Source organism: Amycolatopsis endophytica (genome assembly GCF_013410405.1).
GTDB lineage: Bacteria > Actinomycetota > Actinomycetes > Mycobacteriales > Pseudonocardiaceae > Amycolatopsis_E > Amycolatopsis_E endophytica.
This window is the reverse complement of the sequence record NZ_JACCFK010000002.1, coordinates 984,476-1,000,825: the sequence shown is the minus strand read 5'-3', so window position 1 is coordinate 1,000,825 and position 16,350 is coordinate 984,476. Positions and strand designations below refer to the sequence as shown.

The following is a 16,350-nucleotide window of genomic DNA, read 5'->3' as shown; positions in this document are numbered from 1 at the left end:
CAACAACAGCTCCACCGCTCCCGCCAGTACCAGCACGGAACGCGAACGAGCTTCGTGACTGTGACGCCGCCGGCCCGGATTCGGTTGCCCGCGATGGCCGGGTTCTTCACTCCCACCGGAACACCCGGGCCGCCACCACGCCGCAGACCAGCGCGAACACCGCCAGCGTGATCAGCTGGAGCGGTGCCGGGAACGTGCCTGTCCAGCTGGAGCGCAACGCGTTGAAGGTCGCGCCGAGCGGCAGCACGTCGGCCAGTCCCCGCAGGACCCCCGGCAGTTGTTCCTTGGGCACCCACACCCCGCCCAGCGCCAGCATCGGGAAGAACACGGCGGTGCCGATCCCGCTCGCCGCCCTGCCAGTGCTGGCCAGCGCGGCGACCAGCAGCCCGACGCTGAACAGCGCGAGCGTGCCCAGCACGAGCGTGAGCAGGAAGCCACCCGGGTTCGCGGGCAGCGCGAGTCCGAGCGCGAGCCGCCCGCCCACGACGATCAGCAGCACCACGACGAGCGCGGCGCCCAGGTTGACCAGCAGCTGCGCCGCCAGCAGGCGGGACGGCGGCACCGGGCTCGCCGCGAGCCGCCGCAGCACTCCTTTCTCGCGGTGGGATGCCATCGCGGCCGGGAACAACGTCAGTGCCAGCATCGCGATCAGGATCGCGACCGCCAGCGGTGCGATGAACCCGGGCAGCGGCGCCTGCCCGCCGAAGTCGTCGCTCGGCCGGCCGTTGTCCGGCATCAGGCCGAACACCAGCAGCAGCGCGACCGGGACCCCGATCACGGTGATCGGCGCGCCCGGATCGCGCAGGAACAGTTTCGCCTCGACGGCGGTGAGCCGGGTCAGCATCATGCCCCCTGGTCGATCTTGCGGCCGGTGAGCGCGACGAACGCGTCGTCCAGCCCGGCCTGTTCCACCCGCAGCTCGCCCGCGACGATCCCGTTGCGGGCGAGCACCGACGTGACGGCCTGCAGCACGCCGCCGTCACCGGTGACGACGATCCGTTCGCCGTGCCGGTCCACCTGCCGCACCTCCGGCAGCGCCGTGAACACCTCGTCGGCGACCGGGCGCGACGGCCGGAACCGGACGCGCTGCTCGTCGCTCACCCGCGCGACCAGGCCGGCCGGGGTGTCCGTCGCGACGACCCGGCCGGCGTCGATCACCGCGATCCGGTCACACAGCCGTTCCGCCTCCTCCATGAAGTGCGTGACGAGCAGGATGGTCACGCCACGGGCGCGGATGCCCTCGATGACCTCCCACGTGTCGCGGCGCGCCTGCGGGTCGAGACCGGTGGTCAGCTCGTCGAGCACCGCGACCTCGGGACCGCCGATCAGCGCGAGCGCGATCGAGACCCGCTGCTTCTGGCCGCCGGACAGCTTCCGGTATTGCGTGCCCCGCACCCCGGTCAGTCCCAGCTCCTCCAGCAGCGCGTCCGGCTCGGCCGGGTCGTCGTAGAACGACGCGTACAGATCGAGCGCCTCGCCGACGCGCAGCCGGTCCGGCAGCTGCGTTTCCTGCAGCTGCACGCCCAGGCGGCGGCGCAGCTGTGCGGTCTCGTGCCGGGGGTCGAGCCCCAGCACGCGGATCGTGCCGCCGTCCGGCCGCCGCAGCCCCTCCAGGCATTCGGCCGTCGTGGTCTTGCCGGCGCCGTTCGGGCCCAGGATCCCGAAGATCTCGCCCCGTTCGACGGTGAAGGACACGTCCTCCACCGCCACCTTCTCGCCGTAACGTTTGCTGAGGTGGTGCACCTCGATGATCCCCATGGCTCTCAGCATTCGCGGAATCGGCGGGCGCCGGATCGACCCCGCGGTCACCACGCAGCCAGCCGGGCGGTGGGCCACGATCAACCGATCGGATGATTCCGGGGATCAGCGGCGACGCCAGGTCAGGTGAATGTCGTGTGTGGACAGCCACCGGTCGACGCGGTAACCGTGTGCCGCGAGCCCCTCGACGGTGGCGTAGGTGATCTCCAGCGCGCGCTCGGCCTCGGCAGGGGCGAGCAGGCCGGCGGCGGCCGCGGCGAGCAGCTCGTCGGTGTCGACCACCTCCACCCGCTCGCCCTCGCGCACCACCAGGTCCAGGTACCAGTCGGTGGTCCGCCAGGTGCCGCCGTCCCGCTCGACCGACACCACGTCGAGGTAGAAGTCCTGGTCACGCTCGTGACCGGGCCGGAACCAGAAGTCGGTCAGCCGCAGACCGAGTCCGGGCAGCAGCCACGATTCGAGGTAGTGGAACTGGGCCCGCCCCGGTGCCGGACGGGCGAGGTACAGGCCGAACGGCTCGACCCGGTACTCCTCCACCTCCCGGGCGATGCCCTTCGGATCGGTGTTCGTCCGGTTGGTCACGTCGAAGGTCTCGGTCTTGGGGGGATGGATGGCCTCGGCGTGCGCGGTCATGGGTTCATTCTGCGGGTTCACATAAGAAAAGAAACCGTCACGACGGTAGGGTGATCATGTGGCGGAGGCAGACGCGATCCAAGGAGTGGCGCGGGTGGCCGCCGCGCTGGCGACCAGGGCCACCGAACTGACCGGCGAACTGGTGCAGTTGTACGCGCGCGAGCTGCCCCACCTGGTCAACGACGACGAGAGCGTGGTCAGCCTGCTGTCCGCGAGCGTCTACCAAAACGTCGACACCGCGCTGCGCATCTTCCAGCACGGCATCGATCCGCACCGGGTCGAGGCCCCGGTCGCGGCGCTGGAGTACGCCCGCAGGCTCGCGCAGCGCGGCACCCCGGTCGTCGATCTGATCCGCGCCTACTACCTCGGCCAGACCGCGCTCCTCGATTATTCCCTGCAGGAAGCGGTGAAGCTCGAGCCCGATCCGATGCTGCTCGGCGGCATGATGGGCCACGCGCTGACCGGTGCGTTCGCGTTCATCGACCGCGTCACGCAGCAGGTCGTGTCCGCCTACCAGGAGGAACGCGACCGCTGGCTGGTCAACCGCAGCGCGGTGCGCGCCGCCAGGGTGCGGTCGCTGCTCGCCGGCGAGATCACCGACACCAGCGAGACCAGTCTCGGCTACCGCCTGCGCGGCACCCACCTCGCGATGATCGTGTGGCAGGCGCCGGATCCCGGCGCCGGTCACGTCCTCGGCGGGCTGGAGGCGGTCGCGAACGAGCTCGCCGCGGGCCTGCCCAGCTCCGGCGGCCCGTTGTTCGTGCCGAACGACGAGGTGTGCGCGTGGGTCTGGTTCCCGCTGGAGACGCCCGCGATGCCGGACGAGGAGCATGTGCGCAAGGTGCTCGGCAAGGCCGGTTCGGGCATCCGCCTCGCGTTCGGCGATCCGGGGGAGGGGCTGGACGGGTTCCGCGCCAGCCACCGGCAGGCGCAGCGCGTGTACAACCTGGCCTTCGCCGCGGGCGAGCACTGCGACCGGGTCCTGACCTTCCGCGACGTCGGGGCGATGGCGCTGATGGCCGGCGATATGGCCGCCGCGCGCGGCTGGGTCGCCGACACCCTGGGCGACCTCGCCACCGACGACGAGCAGCACGCCCGTCTGCGTGACACGTTGCGCGTGTTCCTGGCGACGGGCGGCAGCTACACGGCGGCGGCCGGGCGGTTGACGATGCACAAGAACTCCGTGCAGTACCGGGTCCGCAAGGCGGAGGAGATGCTGGGGCGGCCGGTGTCGGAGAACCGCCTCGACGTCGAACTGGCGCTGCGCCTGTGCCACCGCCTCGGCGGCGCGGTGCTGGCCACGCCGTAGCGACTGTTTCGGAAGTGGCCAGCGCGTGGCCCACGGCAAGCGGTTCCGCCGCTGAAGAAACACGGCCAGGCCGCTTTGTCTCTTTCGGGTGTTTCATGAGGCTGTGCGGCAGCCCGCGGTCCTGCGCTTTCGTCCTTCAGGACCAGTCCTGGCCCCCAGGATTGGGCCGTCGGCACGAAGATTCCACGATTATTCCGGTTTACGCTGGTGCTATGGGGAACGTCGTCCACGCCGAGCCGACCGGAGTGATGGCCCTCGTGCGCCTGCGCCGGGGCGCCGCGGGCGAACGCGACCGCGTGTGCCACCTCGTGCCCATCCCCGAGACCGGCCCGATCCCCGAGGTCCTCATCGCCCGTTGCGGCGCGCCGATCGTCTGCGGCAGCGCCGAGGTGCTGGAGCGCATCTGCGGGATGCCGTGCGAGTCCTGCCTGGCCCGCGCCGCCCGCGACCGGCGCCTGGCCTGCTGAAACATCCGCCTCGCTGAAAACTGTCGGTGGGCGCGCCTACTCTGGTTCCCGTGGCTTTCGCAACCGAACACCCCGTGCTCGCCCAGTCCGAGTTCCGGCCCGTCTCCGAGATCCCCAGGGCGGGCGGCCGGTTCGAGGTGGTCAGCGAGTACCAGCCCGCCGGTGACCAGCCGGCGGCCATCGACGAGCTGAGCAAGCGGCTCGGGCGGGGCGAGAAGGACGTCGTGCTGCTGGGCGCCACCGGTACCGGCAAGTCGGCCACCACGGCCTGGCTGATCGAGCAGGTGCAGCGGCCCACGCTGGTGATGGCGCCCAACAAGACGCTGGCCGCCCAGCTGGCCAACGAGCTGCGCGAACTGTTCCCGCACAACGCGGTCGAGTACTTCGTCAGCTACTACGATTATTACCAGCCCGAGGCGTACGTCCCGCAGACCGACACCTACATCGAGAAGGACTCGTCGATCAACGACGACGTGGAGCGGCTGCGCCACTCGGCGACGATGAACCTGCTCTCGCGCCGCGACGTCATCGTGGTCGCGTCGGTGTCCTGCATCTACGGCCTGGGCACGCCGCAGTCCTACCTCGACCGGTCCAGCAAGCTCGAGGTCGGCATGGAGGTCGAGCGCGACACGTTCCTGCGCGCGCTGGTCGACGTCCAGTACACGCGCAACGATCTTGCGTTCTCGCGCGGCACGTTCCGGGTGCGCGGTGACACGGTGGAGATCATCCCGGCGTACGAGGAGCTGGCCGTGCGGGTCGAGTTCTTCGGCGACGAGATCGACAAGCTGTACTACCTGCACCCGCTCACCGGCGAGATCGTGCGCGAGCTCGACGAGGTGCGCATCTTCCCGGCCACCCACTACGTCGCGGGGCCGGAACGCATGGAGAAGGCGATCCGCGGCATCGAGGCGGAGCTGGCCGAGCAGCTGGCGCGGCTGGAGAAGCAGGGCAGGCTGCTGGAGGCCCAGCGGCTGCGCATGCGCACCAGCTACGACATCGAGATGATGCGGCAGGTCGGGTTCTGCTCCGGCATCGAGAACTACTCGCGCCACATCGACGACCGCGCCGCCGGGTCCGCCCCGGCCACCCTGATCGACTACTTCCCGGAGGACTTCCTCCTGGTCATCGACGAGTCGCATGTGACGGTGCCGCAGATCGGCGGCATGTACGAGGGCGACGCCTCCCGCAAACGGACCCTGGTCGAGCACGGGTTCCGGCTGCCCAGCGCGCTGGACAACCGGCCGCTGACCTGGGAGGAGTTCTCCGACCGGATCGGGCAGACGGTGTACCTGTCGGCCACGCCGGGCCCGTACGAGCTGGGCCAGACCGGCGGCGAGTTCGTCGAGCAGGTCATCCGGCCGACCGGTCTGATCGACCCGGAGGTCGTGGTCAAGCCGACCGAGGGGCAGATCGACGATCTGGTGCACGAGATCCGGGTCCGTGCCGAGCGCGACGAGCGGGTCCTGGTGACCACGCTGACGAAGAAGATGGCCGAGGACCTCACCGACTATCTGCTGGAGCTGGGTATCCGGGTGCGGTACCTGCACTCCGAGGTGGACACGCTGCGCCGGGTCGAGCTGCTGCGGCAGCTGCGCTCGGGTGACTTCGACGTGCTGGTCGGCATCAACCTGCTGCGCGAGGGCCTGGACCTGCCGGAGGTGTCGCTGGTGGCGATCCTCGACGCGGACAAGGAAGGCTTCCTGCGCAGCGGCACCTCGCTGATCCAGACGATCGGCCGCGCGGCGCGCAACGTTTCCGGCGAGGTCCACATGTACGCGGACAAGATCACCGACTCGATGCGGTACGCGATCGACGAGACGAACCGCCGCCGCGAGAAGCAGGTGGCCTACAACGAGGAACGAGGCATCGATCCGCAGCCGCTGCGCAAGAAGATCGCCGACATCCTCGACCGCGTCTACACCGAGGCCGAGGACTCGGAGCAGACGGTTCCGGTCGGCGGTTCGGGCCGCAACGCCTCGCGCGGCAAGAAGCCGGAGCAGGGCGGGCGCAGCTCCGGCGTCCTGGTGGACCGCGACGTGGCAGGCATGCCGCGCGCCGAACTGGCCGACCTGATCCAGCAGATGACCGACCAGATGATGCAGGCCGCGCGCGATCTGCAGTTCGAACTGGCGGCCCGCCTGCGCGACGAGATCGGCGAACTGAAGAAGGAACTGCGCGGCATGGACGCCGCCGGCGTGAAGTAGCCGCTCCGTCGCACCCCCGGCCCGGGGGTGCGACGGACATCCGTCCCACTTCGCTACGGGAGCCGCGACAAGACCGTCCACACTAGAGTCACCGGGTATGGCGGCAGCGGTGGAGGCGATCACGCAGGTCACGCGCTACCTCGATCTCGCGGGGGTGTTCGCCTGCGCGATCCTCGGCGGCGCCGTGGCCCGCGCGGAGCGGCTCGACCTGTTCGGGTTCCTCGTGGTCGGCAGCATCTCCGGGCTCGGGGGCGGCGTCATCCGCGACACGTTGCTGCAGAACGGCCCGCCCGTCGCGCTGACCGACTACGCCTACCTGCCGACCGCCCTGGCCGGGGCGCTCCTGTCGTTCGTCATCTCGATCAGTGAGAGCTCCTGGGACAAGCTCTTCACCGCCCTGGACGCCGCCGTCATCGGTTTCTGGTCCGTGACGGGTGCGCAGAAGACGCTCGCCGCGGGACTCGGGTGGCTGCCTGCGATCCTGCTCGGCACGACCACCGCCGTCGGGGGCGGGGCGCTGCGCGACATCATGCTGCGCCGCGTCCCGGCCGTCTTCGGGGGCACGCCGCTGTACGGCACGGTCGCGGCCGCGGTCGCCGCCACGATGGTCGTCTGCACCTACCTCGGCGCGCCGCTGGCCGGTCTCATCGCAGGCGTCGTCGGGGCACTGCTGTTCCGCGTCGCCGCGGTCAGGTTCGGCTGGAACCTGCCCAACGGCCTGGAGTGGCAGCCGCATTCGAGGCTGGCGTCCGCGTGGCGCAACCGCCGTCAGCGCCGCAACCCGCCGGACACCTGATCAGGTCAGCGGCGCCTCGATCCACTCCACCAGTGCCGGGTCGCGCATCACGGAGTCGTAGATCTGTTCCTGGAGGTTGTACTCGTCCAGCGAGCTCCCGGCGGGGAGTTCCCCGGCCGCCACGCTCTGTTCGGCGTAGAAGTCGAGCGAATTGCGCCAGTACAGCGGCGACTGCGGGTTGTAGACGTCGTTCCGGGCCGCCGCGGGGTCCGTGTAGTGCACGAACTGGCGCATCTGGTTCTCGATCTGCTCCGGCGTGTAGGTGCTGCCGGACCGGGTGTTCATGACCCGGGTCAGTTCGGGGACGGCCAGATCGGGCCGTTCGTTGAGGTAGCGGCTGGTGCGCAGCCACAATGCGACGAGCTTCCGCGCGGTCGGGAAGTTCTTGTCCAGCCACCGCTGGTCGACCGCGGCCGTGCAGTACCACAGGCCGGCCGGGCCCAGGACCTCCGCGCCGCCCACGTTGACGAACTTGTCCGGGTAGTTCTGCAGCAGCTTCGACTCCTGCGCGAGCGAGCCCATGTAGAAGTCGCCCTGCCCGGAGAGGAACGCGGTGGCCGCCTTCGCGTCATCGGGCATGTCCACGATGTTGATGTCACCCGGCTGCAGGTTCGCGTACTGCTCGAGGCCCTTCACGAGGGGGCCGAAGATGACCTTGTTCCCGATGAGGGTCTTGCCCTTGAGGTTGTCGTAGACGATCTGCCGGGCCTGTGCGTCCGGGTGGCCCTGCGCGACCAGCTGGTCGTAGGAGGGCGCGCCGGCCCGGCCGACGATGATGAAGCCCTTGAACTGGTCGATGGTCATGATGTCGCGGACGGAGGGCACGGACACCAGGTAGGGCAGGTTGCAGGCCGTGCACGTGCTCACCACGTCGACCTCGTGGCGTTCCAGCGCCTGGATGGCGGTGTTGACCTGGGTGAGGTAGGTGAAGTTCAGCGTGAGTCCCAGTTCCGCGGCCAGGCCGTGGGTCCGGGCGAACTCCCAGGGGGCGTAGTCCAGCAACGGCTGCACGGCGATGGTCACTTCGGAGCTGTTGCTCTTGACCTCGGCCGCGCACCCGGTCAGTGCCTGTGTGGCGAGCACCAGCGCGGCCGCGGTGAGCCCGCACGCCGCCTTCCACCCGCGCGTCGTCCGGTTCATGCCGCCCCCAGCACCGAGCTGACCGACGAAGCTGCCGAGCCGCGGTCGGTCCAGCGCAGCAGGCGGCCCTGTCCGAGCCGGATGAGCAGGTCGACGAGGTAGGCGATGATCGCGTAGACCACGACGAGCACGACGATGCCCGCGGTGTCCAGGTAGTTCTGCCGGTTGATGATGAGGTAGCCCAGGCCGTTCTGCGCTCCGATGAACTCGGCCGCGACGCCCAGACCCCAGGACGCGGCCGCGGACACCCGCACCGCGCCGATGAGGTGCGGCGTGATCGAGGGGACGACGACCGTGCGGTAGATGAACCCGCGGGACGCTCCGAGGTTCAACGCGGCCTTCACATAGACCGGCGGGACGTTGCGGATCGCTTCCAGCGTCGTGACCACGAGCACCACGAACGTGCCGAAGGCGACGAGGATGATCTGCGGCGTCCGGCCGAGCCCGAACCACAGGATGAACAGCGGGATCAGCGCGAAGATCGGGATGGGCCGCAGCGCGTCGAAGATCCCGCCGAGCAGGGACCGGGTGTGCCGGCTGTAGGCCAGCAGCAGGCCGATGCCGACGCCGGCGCCGGTGCCGACGGCGAAGCCGGCCAGGGTGGTCAGGACGGTGGACGTGATGGCCGAGCCGAGCCGCGGTTCCAGTGCGACGAACGAATTCCACACCTGGCCGGGACTGGGCACGAACAGCGGATCGGTCAGGTTCGAGGTGCTGGTCCAGATCCAGACGACGATCAGGACCGCCGGGATGAGCACCGCCTCGGCGATCCGCAGCGCGGTCCGCCGGGCCGCCCGCGCCCGCCGCCGGTCCGGCCGGGCGTCGACAGCGACGCCGGACAGCGAGGTCTCGGTCACGATGGGCCTCCGTGGTTGTTCGCGATGTATTCGCCGAGCCTGCGGCGGAGCTGCTGGAACTCGGGAGTCGTCTTGACGGAGACGTCCCGGTCGCGCGGGAACGGGACGTCGACGAGGGCGAGCAGGGGGCCCGGTCCCTTGCGCAGCACCGCGACCCGGTCGCCCACGAACAGCGCCTCCTCCAGGTCGTGCGTGACGAACAGCGAGGTGAGCCCGCGGTCGAGGCCGATCCGGCGGAACTGGACCTGGAGGCGTTCCTTGGTCATCACGTCCAGTGCGGCGAAGGGCTCGTCCATCAGGATCGCCTCGGGCTCGACGGCGAGCGCCCTGGCCATGTCGCACCGCTTGCGCATGCCGCCGGAGAGCTGCCGCGGGTAGGAGCCGGCGGCGTCGCCCAGACCGACCAGTTCGACCATCTCGGCGACCCGCGCTTCGCGGTCGCGCCGGTCGGTTCCACGCGCCCGCAACCCGTAGGCGACGTTCTGGGCGACGGTGTACCAGGGGAAGGTCGCGTCCTCCTGGAAGACCATGACCCGGTCGGCCGCGGGGCCGTCGATGGCGCGGCCCTCGGCCAGCGCCGTGCCCGTGGTGGGGGTCAGGAAGCCCGCGGCGATGTTCAGCAGGGTCGATTTCCCGCTCCCGGACGCCCCGAGCAGGCACACCGTCTCACCGTGGCGCACGTCGAGCGTGATGCCGGAGAGGATGTGCTTGGCCGAGTTCCCGTCCGGGAAGGACATCCCGACCTCGGAAAAACTCAAGTAGCTGGTGTCCCGTGCTGCCGGCACGGTCCTTGCTGCAGTTGACATGGTTCGTCCGTTTCTGATGGGCCCGCCGGTGTCACGCGTAGTGGTCCGGGGCCTGCCGGTAGGTCTTCCAGTCCGCCGGGTCGTGGTGGAAGAGCACGAGGGCGTCCTCGTCTGCGGCCAGCTTCTTCAGCCGCCGGGCGCTGCGGTAGGCCTCCGGCGGGTCGACCAGCAGTCGCCCGGTCATGACGTCGGTGTCGAAGTTCTCCTTGGTGGGAATCACGCCGGCGGGCATCAGCACCGTCCCGGTCTCCGGCAGCCGCACCACGAGGGCCTGCTCGCCGCGGGTGTGGCAGGGGGAGCTCAGCGCCACGACCCGTCCGTCGCCGAAGAGGTCCCAGTCCTCCCCGTACAGCTCGACGTACTCGCGTTCGCGCATGCGGACGATGTCGTTGGGCTCGTAGGGGTTGTTGTACGTCGCGCGGAGCCAGGCGGAGGTCCAGTGCGCCTGCTGCAACTCCACCCCCTGCACGATCACCGTGGCCCGCGGCAGGTACTTCAGCCCGCCGGCGTGGTCGCGGAACAGGCAGGACAGGACGACGTAGTCGACGTCGTCCGGGGTGAGGCCGAGGCGCCCCAGGTGACTGACGATGTCCTGCCCCGCTTCGACCTCCGGCCGCACGAGATCGGCCATGTCGCCCCAGTAGCCGTGGGGATCGGTGGCCAGCGCCGGGTCGAGTCCGGTGTCGAACAACACCCGGCCCTTCGGGTGCTCGATCAGGAACATCAGGCTCGGCACCTCGACGCCGATCCCGCATCCCCGGTCGTAGGTGAACACGCTCTGGTCGTAGTGCAGTAGTCCTGAGGGCAGGACGTACAGGCGCATGTCGGAGCCGGTCACGACGGCCTCCGTTCGGTCTCGGCGGCGCCGGCCGGCACCGCGTGGTGGAGTGCTTGCAGGAAGCGGATGTAGGCGATCGATCCGGCGTCGGGGTGGCCGACGCTGCGCTCCCGGATCCAGGCCGCGCGCCCCTTCTGGGACTGGTTCGCGGCGAGGCGTTCGGTGTCGGCCCGCGCGGCCTCGATCATGCGGGCCAGGGCGGAGGCCGGGTCGCTGGGCGCGGACCGCAGGGCGTCCAGGCTCGCGGACAGCGCGTCCAGGACGGTCTTGTCGCCCCGGGCCGAGCGGCCGCGCTTGGCGATGCTGGCGATCGCCTCGGTCAGGACCAGTTCGGCTTCGGCCCGGCCCAGTTCCGGCGCGTCGCCCAGCGCGGCGGCCGCCGCGTTCGCCGCGCCGTGGACGAGCGCGGCGAAGGTCGACGGGTTGGCGCGGCCGAAGGCGGCGCCCGCGGCGCGGATCAAGGCGGCCGGCGTGGCGTCGTCCGGCAACCCGGCGACCGCGGCCCGTGCCGCGTCGGCACCGGAGGAGACCGTGATGCCGAGGTCGCCGTCGCCGAGGTGGGCGTCGAGGTCACGCAGTTCGTCCGCGTGGCCGGGCAGTTGCGTCAGCGCCTGCTGGAGCAGGGCGGCCGTGGCGTTCATCAGAACCTCACCAGGGGTGAGTGCGCGGGCGCGGCGATCAGAGGGGCGAGGTCGTCGCCCAGGGTGGTCACGGTGACGGAGGCACCGGCCATCTCCAGGCTGGTGGCGTAGTGCCCCACGTAGGTGTGCGCGACCGTGACGTTCTGCTTGTGCAGGCGCGCCCTCGCCCTCGCGGTCAGCAGGTACAGCTCCTCGGCGGGGGTGGCGCCGAGCCCGTTCACCAGCAGAGCGACCCGGTCGCCCGCGGCGGGCGCGGCGTCGGCGAAGATCGCGTCCATCAGCCGGTCAGCCACCGCGTCGGCGGTCTCGATCGTGATCCGCTCCGAGCCCGGTTCCCCGTGGATGCCGACGCCGATCTCCATCTCGTCGTCGGCGAGGGTGAACGTGGGCTTTCCCGTGGTCGGCAGATAGGTGGGGGACAGGCCCACCCCCGCGGTGCGGGTGTGGTCCGCGGCGCGCTGCGCGATCGCGGCGACCTGGTCGAGGCTGTCCCCGCGGGCCGCGGCGGCACCCGCGATCTTGCAGACCAGTGCCAGGCCGGCCACCCCGCGCCGGTCTTCGGGGAGTGCGGCGGAGAACACGTCGTCGGTGCCGAGCACGGTGCGCACGGCGATGCCCTCGGCCGCCGCGTCCTCGGCGGCGAGCTCGAAGTTCAGCACGTCGCCGCCGTAGTTGCCGTAGAGGTGCAGGACACCGGCGCCGCTGTCGGCCTCCCGGGTGGCGATCAGCATCTCCTCCGACGACGGCGAGGAGAACACGTTGCCCACCGCCGCGGCGGCGCAGAGCCCGCCGCCGACGTATCCGAGGAACAGCGGCAGGTGGCCGAAACCACCGCCGGTGACGATCCCGACCTGCCCGGGCGGGGTGCCGCCCGTCCTGGTCACCACGCGCTTGCTCGCCGGTGACGTCCTCAGTTCGGGGTGGACGTCGACGATGGACGAGATGACCTCGTCGACGAACGCCCCGGGTTGGTTGATCAGCTTTTTCATCTCGTCCCTTCGGCCGTGTGCCAGATCTCAGTGAACGTCGTGACGGTGTGGTGGGAGCGGAAGAGGTTGTGCCAGGCCGAAAAGACGGCTCGCTCGGCCGATTCGCGCGCGGCGGTGGGGAGCTCGACGAGGTCGGCCACCGCGAACCGGCCCACGATCCGGCGGAGCAGCTCGCTCCCGGCGAACAGCGCGGCTTCCGCGGCGAGCCCGGTCGGTGCACCGGATCCGGCCAGCCGCCGGGTGACGGTCTCGCAGAACTCGGTGGCGAGCTGGTCGATCTCGGCACGGCGCGCGGCGCTTTCACCCAGGGCGTGCCGCCGGGCCCGGGCGAAGTAGAGGTGGGCGAGGAAGTTGCCGATGTCGAAGGCCGCCGGGCCGAAGAAGGCGAACTCCAGGTCGATGATCGCCGTGCGCGTCCCGTCGAACAGCACGGAACCCGAGTGCAGGTCACCGTGCAGCAGGCAGTCCGCCCGGCCCAGGAACACGGCGCGGGCGTGTGCCGCGGTCCGGAGGATCGCCGGGTCGTCCGTCACCAGTGACCGGCGTTCACGGAGGTGGGCGGGCCAGCTGTTGGTCGGGTCGTCCTCGAACGGCGCGCGGAACACGACCCGGTCGGTGAAGTCCCGCATGGTGGTGTCGGTGAACGCCGCGCGCAGTTCGTCCCACCGGGCGCCGCTCATCGCGCCGGGAGAGGTGCGCTGGACGATGTCGGCGCAGTAGTCGCCGACTGCGGTCGCGATCGACGGTGCCGGCCGGTCCGAGCTCAGCCAGCTCCGGCAGTCGAGACCGGCGATGTCCTCGATCGCCAGCAGGCGCGCGTCGTCGTCGCGGCCGCGCAGGCCGGGCAGCCGGCCCGGCGACGCGGCGTGGTGCACCTCGTACGCCCGCGCTTCGGTGATCACCCGCGCGCTGGACAGCGGCCAGGACCGGCCGACCGAGTGGACGTAGGGCACCGCGCGCTTGATCACGACGCTGTCCCGTGCCGAACTCGCCCGGAAGACCTGGTTCAGGTTCCCGTTGCCGATCTCGGAAATCACCGTGGGATCGGTGCCGAGCACCTCACCGGCCAGCCGGCGGACCGTGGGCAGGTCCTCTTCGGCCGGCACCACGGCAGGTTGCCGTGGGGAGCCGTCAGGGGGCGTCATCGCCGCTCCATCCGTTCTTGATCAGGGCGGGTTCATAGTTGACTGACAACTATCGTTTGTCAACTGCTGTATGTTTGAGGCACCCAACGATCACGGAGAGAGACCCCTCATGTCGCGACAGCTCGGTTCGGGGCGGACGACCCTGCCGCAGCAACTGGCCCAGGTCCTGCGTCAACGGATCCGGGAAGGACACTGGTCGCAGACGCAGCGGTTGCCCACCGAGGCCGAGCTCTGCGCCGAGTTCCAGGTCTCCCGGGTGACGGTCCGGCAAGCCCTGCGCACCCTGGAGAGCCAGGGGCTGATCACCTCGCGGCAGGGTGTCGGCACGTTCATCTCGGTCAGCGACGCGATGGTCCACACCGGTCTGCAGGAGCTGAAATCGATCACCGAGACCATCCGCGAGATGGGCCTGACCCCGTCGATGCGCTTCTCCCTCAAGAAGATCCGGCCGGCCACGCCGGACGAAGCGGCGGAGTTCCCCGGCAACCCGGGCGGGGACGTCCTCGAACTCCGCCGGACCATCTCGGCGGACGACGTGGTCGTCGCGTACGTGCACGACGTCATGCCGATGTGGGTCTTCGGTGACGACTTCGACGTCGACGACCTCACCGGTTCGGTCTTCGCCCACCTCGGCAAGCACACCGACGTGGTGCCGCGGCGCGCGGTGTCCGAAATCCACGCCTGCCGCGGCCTGCCCGCCGAATGGGCTCCCTTCGCCGAGGAGCCCCCGGCGCCCGAGACGCTGTTCCTCCTGCTGGACCAGATGCAGTTCGACCACCGCAACCGGCCCTTCATGCACACCGAGGCGCACTTCATCGAGGGCAGGTTCACCTTCATGGTCGTCCGCCTGGCACCGGTGTGACGGTCAGAGGTCGACCGGTTCTGTGGCGAAGCGGGCCGTCCGCGGTTCGCGCTCGATGCCGAGCCGCCGCACGAGGCTTCCGTAGAGCTCCGGGCGGCGCCCGGCCAGCCACCGCCGTCCGGTGGACAACGGGATCAGGCCGAGATCGAGGTCAGCCGTCACTATCCGGTCGCCGGCTGCCCACGTCTCGGCGAGGATGCGCCCGTACGGGTCGAGCACCATCGCGTTGCCGGTGCGGACCTCGTCGTCGTCCTGGCCGACACCGTTGCTGAAGACCACGAACAAGCCGTTGTCGTGGGCGCGGGCCGGAAGCCAGCGCATCAGCCACTCCCGGCCGTTGGGGCCGCGGAACTCGTCCTCGATCGCGCCGGGGTCGGTGTGCCGGTTCTGCCAGCGGGCCAGGGGGATCGGGCGCATGCCGTGCGGGCTGCGGGACGCGGTGCCCCCGGTCTGGTGCGGTGCGAGCAGCACCGAGGCGCCGGCCAGCGCACAGGCGCGGACGTTCTCGACGAGGTTGTTGTCCCAGCAGATCAGGATCGCCATCCGCACGCCCCACGGGGTGTCGAAGACCGTGTACCGGTCACCGCTGCTGATCGCTTCGTGCTCGAACGCGTGCAGCTTGCGGTGGACGTGCACGGACCCGTCCGGCAGGCACAGCGCGTAGGAGTTGAACAGCCTGCCGCCATCGCTTTCCAGGAACCCGGCGCCCACGCCGATTCCGTGCTCCCGGGTGAGCGCGAGTACCGCGCTCACCGACGGCCCGCCGGTGGGTTCGGCCAGCGCGTGCAACGTCTGTGCGTCGTGGCGGCGCAGGTGCCAGTACCCGGTCACGCACATCTCCGGGAACACCACGAGCCGCGCGCCTGCCGCCGCGGCCCGGTCCGTGAAGTGCGCCACCCGCGCCAGGTTGTACCGCTTGTCGTCGGCGTGGTGTTCGAACTGCACCGTCGCCACCTTCAGAACTTCCGTCATCGTGCCATCTCAAAATGGGCGCGGGCCATTCGTCCAATGAATCTTCGGCGGTGTGACATAACCTGATGGAATGCATGCACGCCTGCGGACGTTTGTCACGATCGCCGACCTGCACGGCTTCGGCCCGGCCGCCCGCTGTCTTTCCCTCACCCAGCCCGCGCTGACCAAACAGATCCAGGCGCTGGAGCGTGACCTGGGCGGCTCCTTGTTCACCCGGGGCAGGCACGGCGCGGCGCTCACGGATTTCGGCGCGGCGCTCCTGCCCCAGGCGCGTGAGACCGTCGCCGCGCTCGACGCGTTCACCGACCGCGCTCACCGGCTGGCGCGCGGGGAGCAGGGCCGGATCGCCGTGGGTTTCGGCCTGTCCACCATCACCCTCGCGCCGCGCGCGGTCGCGGAGTTCCGGCGGTCCTACCCCGGCGTCGAGGTCGCCCTGGAGGACCTGCCCTCCGCGGTGCAGGCAGACCGGATCCGCACCGGCCGGCTGCACGCAGGGTTCGTCCGGCTGCCGGTGGGAGACGACCTGCACCAGCGCGCGCTGCGCCGCGACCACCTCGCGATCGCCAGTACCGCGGCCGTCCCGCCCGAGGTCACCGACTGGCTGGGCCGGCAGCGGCTGGTCCGGCTCGCCCGGATCAAGGGTCCCGGGCTGACGGCGCAGATCGACGAGTTCTGCGCCGCCCGCAACATCCGGCCCGGCACGCTGTCCGAAACGCACGACCTGCAGACAGTGCTCGCGCTCGTGGCCGCGGGGGTCGGCCCCGCACTGGTCCCGGCCACCGCCGCGCGAATCGCGCCGCCCGGCATCACCTTCACGGGGCTGCCGGAGCCCGAGGCGGCGTGGGAAGTCGGCATCGCCTGGCACCCCGCGCCGCGCTCGGCATTGGTCGGCAACTTCGTGGAGAGCGCTCTCGCGGTCGACCGCTGACCGGC

Annotated in this window: 17 protein-coding genes; 6 read left to right on the top strand and 11 right to left on the bottom strand. The window is 70.6% G+C overall.

Annotated elements, in window-relative coordinates:
* Nucleotides 1-106: 106 nt before the first annotated feature.
* The 3 genes from HNR02_RS30295 to HNR02_RS30285 all read right to left on the bottom strand — a co-directional run bounded on the left by HNR02_RS30295 (nucleotide 107) and on the right by HNR02_RS30285 (nucleotide 2,391).
* Nucleotides 107-847: an ABC transporter permease gene (locus HNR02_RS30295; RefSeq protein WP_446680337.1), complete on the bottom strand. Its 741-nt coding sequence runs from the start codon at nucleotides 845-847 to the stop codon at nucleotides 107-109.
* Entirely contained in the window at nucleotides 844-1,758 is a 915-nt protein-coding gene (locus HNR02_RS30290; RefSeq protein WP_179777058.1) for an ABC transporter ATP-binding protein, read from the bottom strand. The genes HNR02_RS30295 and HNR02_RS30290 overlap by 4 nt, the downstream gene beginning before the upstream one ends.
* Before the next feature lie 105 nt (nucleotides 1,759-1,863).
* Nucleotides 1,864-2,391 carry a ribonuclease FAU-1 family protein gene (locus HNR02_RS30285; RefSeq protein ID WP_179777057.1) on the bottom strand — a complete coding sequence of 176 codons (528 nt, stop codon included), beginning with the start codon at nucleotides 2,389-2,391 and terminating at the stop codon, nucleotides 1,864-1,866.
* Nucleotides 2,392-2,449: 58 nt separating this feature from the next.
* On the opposite strand from HNR02_RS30285, the gene HNR02_RS30280 reads away from it, so the two are divergent.
* The 4 genes from HNR02_RS30280 to HNR02_RS30265 all read left to right on the top strand — a co-directional run bounded on the left by HNR02_RS30280 (nucleotide 2,450) and on the right by HNR02_RS30265 (nucleotide 7,167).
* Nucleotides 2,450-3,700 (top strand): PucR family transcriptional regulator, encoded by a 1,251-nt coding sequence (locus HNR02_RS30280; protein WP_312861222.1) that lies wholly within the window; start codon nucleotides 2,450-2,452, stop codon nucleotides 3,698-3,700.
* Between the two features lie 212 nt (nucleotides 3,701-3,912).
* Entirely contained in the window at nucleotides 3,913-4,167 is a 255-nt protein-coding gene (locus HNR02_RS30275) for a hypothetical protein (protein WP_179777056.1), read from the top strand.
* A gap of 50 nt (nucleotides 4,168-4,217) precedes the next feature.
* Nucleotides 4,218-6,371, top strand: coding sequence for an excinuclease ABC subunit UvrB (gene uvrB, locus HNR02_RS30270; protein ID WP_312861221.1), 2,154 nt, complete (start codon nucleotides 4,218-4,220; stop codon nucleotides 6,369-6,371).
* Between the two features lie 97 nt (nucleotides 6,372-6,468).
* Nucleotides 6,469-7,167, top strand: a complete 699-nt coding sequence (locus HNR02_RS30265) for a trimeric intracellular cation channel family protein (protein WP_179777055.1) — start codon at nucleotides 6,469-6,471, stop codon at nucleotides 7,165-7,167.
* Here the strand turns inward: HNR02_RS30265 and HNR02_RS30260 are convergent, their stop codons facing one another.
* From HNR02_RS30260 to HNR02_RS30230, 7 genes are read right to left on the bottom strand one after another with little or no spacing between them, the layout of a single operon-like run.
* A complete protein-coding gene (locus HNR02_RS30260) occupies nucleotides 7,168-8,307 on the bottom strand; it encodes an ABC transporter substrate-binding protein (RefSeq protein ID WP_179777054.1) in 1,140 nt (379 codons plus the stop codon).
* Nucleotides 8,304-9,164, bottom strand: a complete 861-nt coding sequence (locus HNR02_RS35825) for an ABC transporter permease (protein ID WP_179777053.1) — start codon at nucleotides 9,162-9,164, stop codon at nucleotides 8,304-8,306. The genes HNR02_RS30260 and HNR02_RS35825 overlap by 4 nt, the downstream gene beginning before the upstream one ends.
* Complete coding sequence (locus tag HNR02_RS30250) at nucleotides 9,161-9,970, bottom strand: ABC transporter ATP-binding protein (RefSeq protein ID WP_179777052.1); 810 nt, start codon at nucleotides 9,968-9,970, stop codon at nucleotides 9,161-9,163. The genes HNR02_RS35825 and HNR02_RS30250 overlap by 4 nt, the downstream gene beginning before the upstream one ends.
* A 31-nt stretch (nucleotides 9,971-10,001) precedes the next feature.
* Entirely contained in the window at nucleotides 10,002-10,808 is an 807-nt protein-coding gene (locus HNR02_RS30245; protein ID WP_179777051.1) for an N-acyl homoserine lactonase family protein, read from the bottom strand.
* A complete protein-coding gene (locus HNR02_RS30240) occupies nucleotides 10,805-11,449 on the bottom strand; it encodes a DAK2 domain-containing protein (RefSeq protein WP_179777050.1) in 645 nt (214 codons plus the stop codon). The genes HNR02_RS30245 and HNR02_RS30240 overlap by 4 nt, the downstream gene beginning before the upstream one ends.
* Nucleotides 11,449-12,438 (bottom strand): dihydroxyacetone kinase subunit DhaK, encoded by a 990-nt coding sequence (locus HNR02_RS30235; protein WP_179777049.1) that lies wholly within the window; start codon nucleotides 12,436-12,438, stop codon nucleotides 11,449-11,451. The genes HNR02_RS30240 and HNR02_RS30235 overlap by 1 nt, the downstream gene beginning before the upstream one ends.
* Nucleotides 12,435-13,583: a phosphotransferase gene (locus tag HNR02_RS30230; RefSeq protein WP_179777048.1), complete on the bottom strand. Its 1,149-nt coding sequence runs from the start codon at nucleotides 13,581-13,583 to the stop codon at nucleotides 12,435-12,437. Before HNR02_RS30230 ends, HNR02_RS30235 begins: the two co-directional genes overlap by 4 nt.
* A 109-nt stretch (nucleotides 13,584-13,692) precedes the next feature.
* Here HNR02_RS30230 and HNR02_RS30225 point away from each other — a divergent pair, with 109 nt between their 5' ends.
* Nucleotides 13,693-14,445, top strand: coding sequence for a GntR family transcriptional regulator (locus tag HNR02_RS30225; protein WP_179777047.1), 753 nt, complete (start codon nucleotides 13,693-13,695; stop codon nucleotides 14,443-14,445).
* Between the two features lie 3 nt (nucleotides 14,446-14,448).
* Here HNR02_RS30225 and HNR02_RS30220 read toward each other — a convergent pair whose 3' ends face one another.
* Nucleotides 14,449-15,417 carry a nitrilase family protein gene (locus HNR02_RS30220; RefSeq protein WP_179777046.1) on the bottom strand — a complete coding sequence of 323 codons (969 nt, stop codon included), beginning with the start codon at nucleotides 15,415-15,417 and terminating at the stop codon, nucleotides 14,449-14,451.
* Nucleotides 15,418-15,487: 70 nt separating this feature from the next.
* Between HNR02_RS30220 and HNR02_RS30215 the strand changes: the two genes are divergently transcribed.
* Entirely contained in the window at nucleotides 15,488-16,345 is an 858-nt protein-coding gene (locus tag HNR02_RS30215; protein ID WP_179777045.1) for a LysR family transcriptional regulator, read from the top strand.
* Nucleotides 16,346-16,350 lie beyond the last annotated feature (5 nt).